This is a genomic window from Halalkalibacter sp. HAAS-P013, assembly GCF_056619925.1.
On the sequence record NZ_JBWQTU010000011.1, the window covers coordinates 236,133 to 243,053 of the forward strand.

The window sequence follows — 6,921 nt, forward strand, 5'->3', positions numbered from 1 at the left end:
ACCTCCAAAAACTGAAATATTGGAATTTTTTATATACAAGAGGGGCAAGCCCTCTTCTCTTTATTAGTTTTCTAATCCGACTCTTGCAAAAATCGTACTTACGTGCTTCATATGGTGTTCATAGTTGAAGCATTCTTCAATTTCATCAGGAGTTAACACACTTGTAATTTTCTCTTCGGCTTCTACCAATTCACGGAATTGGACGCCTTTTTCCCAAGCTTCCATTGCTTTTGGTTGAACTAAATCATATGCCTCTTCACGAACCATCCCTTTGTTAATTAAAGAAAGTAGAACACGTTGAGAATAAATTAACCCATAAGTGCGAGTCATATTACGTTTCATGTTTTCAGGGAATACAGTTAAGTTTTTAACAATGTTTCCGAAACGATTTAACATGTAATTTAGAGCAATCGTTGCATCTGGAAGAATGATACGTTCAGCAGATGAATGAGAAATATCACGCTCATGCCATAATGGAACATTCTCATACGCTGTCATCATGTAGCCGCGAATCACTCGAGCTAGTCCCGTCATATTTTCTGAACCAATTGGGTTACGTTTATGTGGCATAGCTGACGAACCTTTTTGACCCTTTGCAAAGAACTCTTCTACTTCTCTTGTTTCACTCTTTTGCAAACCACGAACTTCAACAGCAAACTTTTCAATTGAAGTAGCAATAAGCGCTAAAGCTGCTAGGTATTCGGCATGACGGTCACGTTGCAGAGTTTGAGTAGAAATTGGCGCTGCTTCAAGGCCAAGTTTTTTACATACGAATGCCTCAATTGATGGATCAATATTCGCAAATGTACCAACAGCTCCAGATAACTTTCCAACACGTACTCCTTCAGCTGCATGTTTGAAACGTTCTAAATTACGCTTCATTTCTTCATACCATAATGCGAGCTTTAGACCAAACGTAGTTGGTTCTGCGTGAACACCATGTGTACGTCCCATCATGATTGTGTATTTATGTTCTTTTGCCTTATTTCCTAATATCTCAATAAAGCGTTCAATGTCAGCAAGTAAAATGTCATTAGCTTGTTTTAATAAATAAGATAGAGCTGTATCAACAACATCTGTTGACGTTAATCCATAATGAACCCATTTTCTTTCTTCGCCTAACGTTTCAGAAACGGCACGTGTAAAAGCAACTACATCATGACGAGTTTCTAGCTCAATTTCGTTAATTCGATTAATATCAAAGCTTGCATTTTCGCGAATTTTCTTTACATCTTCTTTTGGAATTTCTCCAATTTCTGCCCAAGCTTCACAAGCAACAATTTCTACTTCCAACCAAGCTTGAAATCTGTTTTCCTCTGTCCAAATAGCTCCCATTTCAGGGCGAGTATAACGTTCGATCATCTATAACCAGCCTCCGCTTTTATCTAATTATATTACTTAAGGATATTAACCTGTTGCAGTCGCTCTATTTTCTCACATGCTTCCTCTACTGAGTTAGCTGTTGCCGTCAAGTGACCCATTTTTCTTTTTACTTTCGCTTCTTTTTTACCATAAAGATGCAGTTTCACATCGTTTAAATTGGTAACGGATTGAAGTACACCTGCTAAATCTTCACCTAGGATGTTCTCCATTACAACCGGAGACCAAAGCTGAGTCGATCCAAGTGGCAAGCCACACACGGCTCTTATATGCTGTTCAAATTGAGACGTTTTGCAAGCTTCAATCGTATAATGCCCCGAATTATGTGGACGTGGTGCGAGTTCATTAGTATATAATCTGCCATCCTCAAGCATGAAAAGCTCTACAGCAAGTGTTCCAACGACGTCTAACCCTGTTACAATCTTTAAGGCCATATCCTTCGCTTGCTCACTTACTGTCTCATCAATTCGAGCTGGAACATGAGAGCGGAAGAGAATATTGTCTCGATGTTCATTTTCCGATACAGGAAAGACCGAAGTCTCTCCGTTTCGTGAGCGTGTAACGATTACCGAAAGTTCTAGCGTAAAAGGAATCCAAGCTTCTAGCACGCATTCACCACTTTTCAGTAATTCTTCTACCCCTTGCTTCAGTTGCTCTACATCATGAACAACTCTTTGTCCCTTGCCGTCATAACCACCACGGCATGTTTTTAGCACAGCTGGGAAGCCAAGCTTTGCTGCTGCCTCTTCTATATCATCTAACGAATGGATGGCTCGAAACGGAGCAACTGGAATCCCTAAATTTTGAATTGCCTCTTTCTCTCTTAAACGATGCTGAGTAACCCCTAACACCTTTGCACCTTGAGGAAAATCAGCTTGCTCTGTCAGCCAATTTGCTGTTTGTTCATCAATATTTTCAAATTCATAAGTAATTATATCAGATACTTCAGCAAGCTTTTTAGCGCCAGTAACATCATCATAGGCAGCTTCAATCACTATATCAGCAACTTGTCCGCACGGTGAATCCTCTGTTGGCTCTAAAACAGCAATCCGGTAACCCATTTGCTTAGCAGCAGTTGCCATCATTCTCCCAAGTTGACCACCACCGATAATCCCTATTGTCGCTCCAGGGGTAACGATTCGACTCATAGTTGATCACTACTTTCTAATACAGCTTGCTTTGTTTTTTCTCTTCTTGCTTCTAGGCGATCAGCTACCTGGGTCTCGTAAACACCTAGCATTTGAGCTGCAAGCAACCCAGCATTCGTAGCACCAGCTTTGCCAATCGCTACAGTGGCAACAGGAACTCCGCCTGGCATTTGGACAATCGATAGTAAGGAATCGAGACCTTGTAATGCCTTCGATTGGACAGGAACACCAATGACAGGTACTGTCGTCTTCGCTGCAACCATTCCTGGCAAATGTGCCGCCCCACCTGCACCGGCAATAATAACCTTTAAGCCTCTGTCTCTTGCTTCCTCCGCATATTGAAACATAAGATCCGGAGTCCGATGTGCTGAAACTACTTTCTTCTCATACGCAATTTCTAACTCATCAAGAACGTCACATGCAGCTTTCATCGTACCCCAATCAGAAGTACTTCCCATTATGACACCAATTTTTGGATTCATCGTCGATCTCCTCCACTACTTATCTTTATCCTATTTAAATCATGACATTAAAAAAAGCGCAGAAACAACTTTTCTTAATCTACTCATTTTGAGAGAAAGGAAGCTGCATCCACGCTTTTTAACGATACAGAGAAAATAACTTCTCAGTATCCCCCACTTTCCCTCATAGTCTGACTATTTAAGGTAGTCAGGTAGAAACTTATGGACCATATCTCCAAGATTATATGAGGCGTATTTCGTTTTTCGTTCGTTCTTATAGGTATATCTTACAAGCATCCTATAATACTGTCAACAAAATGTCGAACATTAAAAATGTCAGACTTTTTATTGTTCGCCTTCTACTAAAATCCCTTCAAAAATAATTTGCTGGCGGATCGGTACATATTCCTTATTTGAGTTAACCTTTTCTTCTTTAAAGATAGGCTTTTCTATCCTTTTTACAGGTTGGTAACCTGCTTTTTTCATTCGATCTAGACAAGCTTCAATCGTTTCTGATTCTCCTACTTCAAACCGTTCTTTTCTTTTTTTAGCCAATATTGTGCCTCCATTCCCTTAAACTACCTGTTTGTTCATCTTATCGCCCTATCCAAACTTCATCAAGAAATAAAAGGCTTTACTTATATAGAAAGAATAAGTAAAGCACTTTCTACTCTTCATTAGTACTAGGGATGAACCTTTTACGCTTTTCAAACACTTCTTGATAATTTGTGGCCTCTTCCAGAGCCGTTTCCTCCATCTTAATTCGGACAGAGAGAACAAAAGCATTGATGATCGTAAAGACAATGGCTGTCCAATAAGCTTGAAATATTAATGGGAGACATGCGATTTCTGTTACAACAATTACATAATTAGGGTGACGCAAATAACGATACGGACCTTTCGCTATCACTTTTGCACCAGGTAAGACCATAATCCTTGTATTCCAAAACCTTCCTAGTGATGATAATGCCCATACTCGCCCTATTTGTGCGAGAAGAAAGACGAGTAACGGAGCGATTGACCAGAGAACAAAACTTCTATCGATGACAGACACTTCTATTAATAATGAAACAAAAAACATAGAATGAAGCGCTACAATCTGTTTATAATGTTCTTTCCCGACTTCATACCCACCTTGACTTTTTATCCATCTAGCATTGCGATTAGCAATGACTACTTCAATCACTCTTTGTACGACTATAAGCAAAATAAAAACGTAAATAGCAAGCATTACTGCAGCTCCTTCCATTGTAATAGTACTAATTCCGAACAAAACCCTGGTCCTAAAGCTGCCATAAGACCATAGTCACCATGAGAATGATCTTGCATCATAAATTTTTCCATCACATAAAGTACAGTTGGCGACGACATATTTCCATGTTGCCTAAGGACACTTTTGGAAACATTCGTCATAGCCTCATCTAACTTTAACGTTTCTTCGTAAGCTTCTAGCACTTTTTTTCCGCCAGGGTGAGCTATAAATGAACGAATATCATCCACTTCTATTTGATTTCTTTCTAGAAAACTGGTTACATTCGGCCCTAACCAATCTTTTATAATGGTTGGAATGTCTCTTGAAAAGACCACATGCAAGCCCGAATCCTTCACATCCCACCCCATTACATCTTCAGAATGCGGCATTAGTGTCGATTGCGTAGATAGAATAGACGGCTGTACTTCTTTTCTCGCTTGTCTTTTTATTTCAGATTGGTCCCCTACCACAAGCGCACAAGCAACCCCATCTGCAAATAAAGATGTTCCGACTAGATTGCTTTTTGAGTGATCATTTCGTTGGAAAGTTAAGCTACAGAGCTCTACACAAACCACTAGCACATTTTCAGTTGGAAATGCCTTGCAATATTCATAAGCTCGACTTACTCCCGCTGCTCCCCCCGCACACCCAAGCCCCCATAAAGGGACCCTTTTTGTGTGTGGAGAAAAAGGTAGATAATTCATAATTCTTGCATCTAAGCTAGGAGTCGACATACCCGAACTTGACACTAAAATGATGGCATCTACATCTTTTTCAGAAATTTCTTTTTTCAAAAAAACTTGATTCTGAAGACACTGCTGAATGGCTTCCACACAAAATGAAGTTGCGAGTTCAATATATAAATCATTCTTTTCTTGTAATGAATGTTCGCTTTCAAACCAACTCATTGGAACGGCAAATTGACGTTCCTCAATTTGACCATTCGCAAACACATTCAGCATTCGCTCAATATCTTCATAGCTGTCTGTAAAAAGCTCTCTAGCAAATTCGGTAGTTGTTTGTTGGTGTAACGTGTGTGGGGGCTTATATGTACTAACAGAAAGAATCGATGGCATAAACTCACCTAGCCTTAGCGATGATTTACCGTTAGCTTCACCAAATATTGACTAATCATGCATGATAATGATAAGACCAAGAGATAGTGTAAACTTACCTCTTGGTCTTTTTTATACATGAAATAAAATGGGTTAATAATATTTCGAGGATTGATTCGTTACATTGAAGCGGAACCAAAAGGGAAAGTGATCGTGTGAGTTACGTGATCTAGTCTCTTTCTTGCTCACTCTAACTTTAAAAAACGATTTCTCTGACTTATAAAATGTGCAGTTAAATAAATGACGATTTGTATGGGGACTGAGTAGCTATAACGCCAGGTTTTTGGTTGATATATTTCTAACCAGGTAAAGAACGGTTCAGCAACATATGATGCGACTAAAGCAAATAAAACAGCTTTCATTAACGGATTTATTTTAGGTTTCACTTGTAAAAAGAACATGATTGTTACAGGCATTAAAGCGATGTCCCAAGGAAGAAAACTAGGCACTATAGGAATCACGTTATACCTGTAATGCCATAAACCAAATTGAGATCCTAGTATATCAAGAATAAGAGCAGTGACCATAACAAAAAAACCTGCGTACAGTAAACGATCTGTACTTTGCTTATTTCTGAAGATAAGCCAAATAACCCATGGAACAATGGATAAGGCTACTCCAAGCCACCAAAAACCTGAGAATAAAATATAGTCTAGCCAAATATTAATTTTGTTGTTAAGGAGTTGCTCTATTTGGTTTGTATTTTCGTCAATTAATGTGATTACTTGCTCTTTGTTCATCATAGCTTCCCAACTTTATTCATAGTTATTCTTAAATTTTGTCATTGTAACTAGGAATATACGGTGGGATTACATCTTAAGAGGTCGAATCAACTGTTCAATGCAGAGATTTATTGTACAGAGGGGATTTTTTCATTTTTTAAGCCCGCATTTCTATTGTGGATTTTGTTTGGTGAAGTACTACGCCTATTTAGTGTTGAAAAAGTGAGGCACATAACGCCTTACTGTCCTACTTTGAGGGATATTCTGTCGAAAGTGGAGGATTTACTGTCCAAAGTAGTGCATTTACTGTCGGTTCTCTTTGATTTTCTGTCGGAGTGTTATTTCTGTTTATGTGTCCTCTTTTTCTAGACAATAACAATCAATCATCTCTAAGTTGGAGCACCCTCTGCTTGGCAACGTCCTGGCTCGCTATTTCTCTTCTACGGGGAGGGTTATTCATGGAGTTGTTCTTAGAAGTAATTCACGTTGCGCTACGAAGAGAAACAGCTCGGACTCACTTCTTTTCTTCTACAAGGAAGGCACGATGCTTTTCTTAGAAGCACTCTGTGAAGCTTACAAAAAAAAGAAGTTCGTCTCACAGGGGGACATGATGTTTTTTAAGATGTCTTTTCACGATGTAACCATCGGCTTATTCAATGAAGATGTTGCTCCTTCTGGCGCTCTACTATTATGCTGCGTATGTCCGTCTCTCCTATTTCTATGCGGTGCGTTCCCGCCTGGCAACGTCCTGGCTCACCCTTTCTCTTCTACGGGGATGATTATTCATGGAGTTATTCTTAGAAGTAATTCACGTTGTATTACGAAGAGAAAGGGTTCGTCTCA

Annotated in this window: 8 protein-coding genes and 1 riboswitch; of the genes, 1 reads left to right on the plus strand and 7 read right to left on the minus strand. The window is 39.3% G+C overall.

Annotation, left to right across the window (positions count from 1 at the left end; translation table 11 throughout):
• Positions 1 to 63 precede the first annotated feature (63 nt).
• From purB to AC1FXP_RS15805, 7 genes are all read right to left on the minus strand, one after another.
• Positions 64 to 1,362, minus strand: coding sequence for an adenylosuccinate lyase (gene purB, locus AC1FXP_RS15775; protein ID WP_480062967.1), 1,299 nt, complete (start codon positions 1,360 to 1,362; stop codon positions 64 to 66).
• A 32-nt stretch (positions 1,363 to 1,394) separates the two neighbouring features.
• A complete protein-coding gene (purK, locus tag AC1FXP_RS15780; protein ID WP_480062968.1) occupies positions 1,395 to 2,528 on the minus strand; it encodes a 5-(carboxyamino)imidazole ribonucleotide synthase in 1,134 nt (377 codons plus the stop codon).
• A complete protein-coding gene (gene purE / locus AC1FXP_RS15785; protein ID WP_480062969.1) occupies positions 2,525 to 3,010 on the minus strand; it encodes a 5-(carboxyamino)imidazole ribonucleotide mutase in 486 nt (161 codons plus the stop codon). The genes purK and purE overlap by 4 nt, the downstream gene beginning before the upstream one ends.
• Before the next feature lie 146 nt (positions 3,011 to 3,156).
• Positions 3,157 to 3,258, minus strand: a riboswitch (purine riboswitch).
• 76 nt (positions 3,259 to 3,334) lie between these two features.
• Positions 3,335 to 3,544, minus strand: a complete 210-nt coding sequence (locus tag AC1FXP_RS15790; protein ID WP_480062970.1) for an NETI motif-containing protein — start codon at positions 3,542 to 3,544, stop codon at positions 3,335 to 3,337.
• Positions 3,545 to 3,656: 112 nt separating this feature from the next.
• Entirely contained in the window at positions 3,657 to 4,220 is a 564-nt protein-coding gene (locus tag AC1FXP_RS15795) for an isoprenylcysteine carboxyl methyltransferase family protein (RefSeq protein WP_480062971.1), read from the minus strand.
• Positions 4,220 to 5,317, minus strand: a complete 1,098-nt coding sequence (locus AC1FXP_RS15800; RefSeq protein WP_480062972.1) for a type III polyketide synthase — start codon at positions 5,315 to 5,317, stop codon at positions 4,220 to 4,222. The genes AC1FXP_RS15795 and AC1FXP_RS15800 overlap by 1 nt, the downstream gene beginning before the upstream one ends.
• 224 nt (positions 5,318 to 5,541) lie before the next feature.
• Positions 5,542 to 6,099, minus strand: coding sequence for a CBO0543 family protein (locus AC1FXP_RS15805; RefSeq protein ID WP_480062973.1), 558 nt, complete (start codon positions 6,097 to 6,099; stop codon positions 5,542 to 5,544).
• Between the two features lie 589 nt (positions 6,100 to 6,688).
• On the opposite strand from AC1FXP_RS15805, the gene AC1FXP_RS15810 reads away from it, so the two are divergent.
• A partial coding sequence (locus AC1FXP_RS15810) for a hypothetical protein (protein ID WP_480062974.1) occupies positions 6,689 to 6,921 on the plus strand: 233 nt, incomplete at its 3' end.